At 32.0% G+C, this 231-nt stretch carries 1 protein-coding gene; it reads left to right on the top strand.

The genetic code is table 11. The features are described from left to right. Positions 1 to 231, top strand: a 231-nt coding sequence (locus AOA59_RS33020) for a hypothetical protein (protein WP_218212252.1), incomplete at both ends; no start/stop codon positions are given.

The raw sequence follows: 231 nt of genomic DNA, 5'->3' as shown, positions 1-231 counted from the left end.
GTATAATGCTCTAACAACACCATCCTTTTTCCAAAATGAACTACTAAAAGTCCATGAATTTATGTTGGTTGATGATGATATTGTAAGATCTCCTTTTTATGACAAGCAATATGTCTTACTCTCCCAAGCAGAAATGGAACGAATACAACATTTAGAAAATGAAATTAACAATTTAAAACAAAGAGAGAAGCTTCTAGAAAACGAAAAGATGAATGCTGAAAAGGCGAATCG

The sequence above is a fragment of the Pseudomonas sp. 2822-15 genome (assembly GCF_002742515.1).
Taxonomy (GTDB): Bacteria; Pseudomonadota; Gammaproteobacteria; order Pseudomonadales; family Pseudomonadaceae; genus Aquipseudomonas; species Aquipseudomonas salomonii.
The sequence above is the reverse complement of the archived record's forward strand: the minus strand, read 5'-3'. Positions and strand labels throughout refer to the sequence as shown.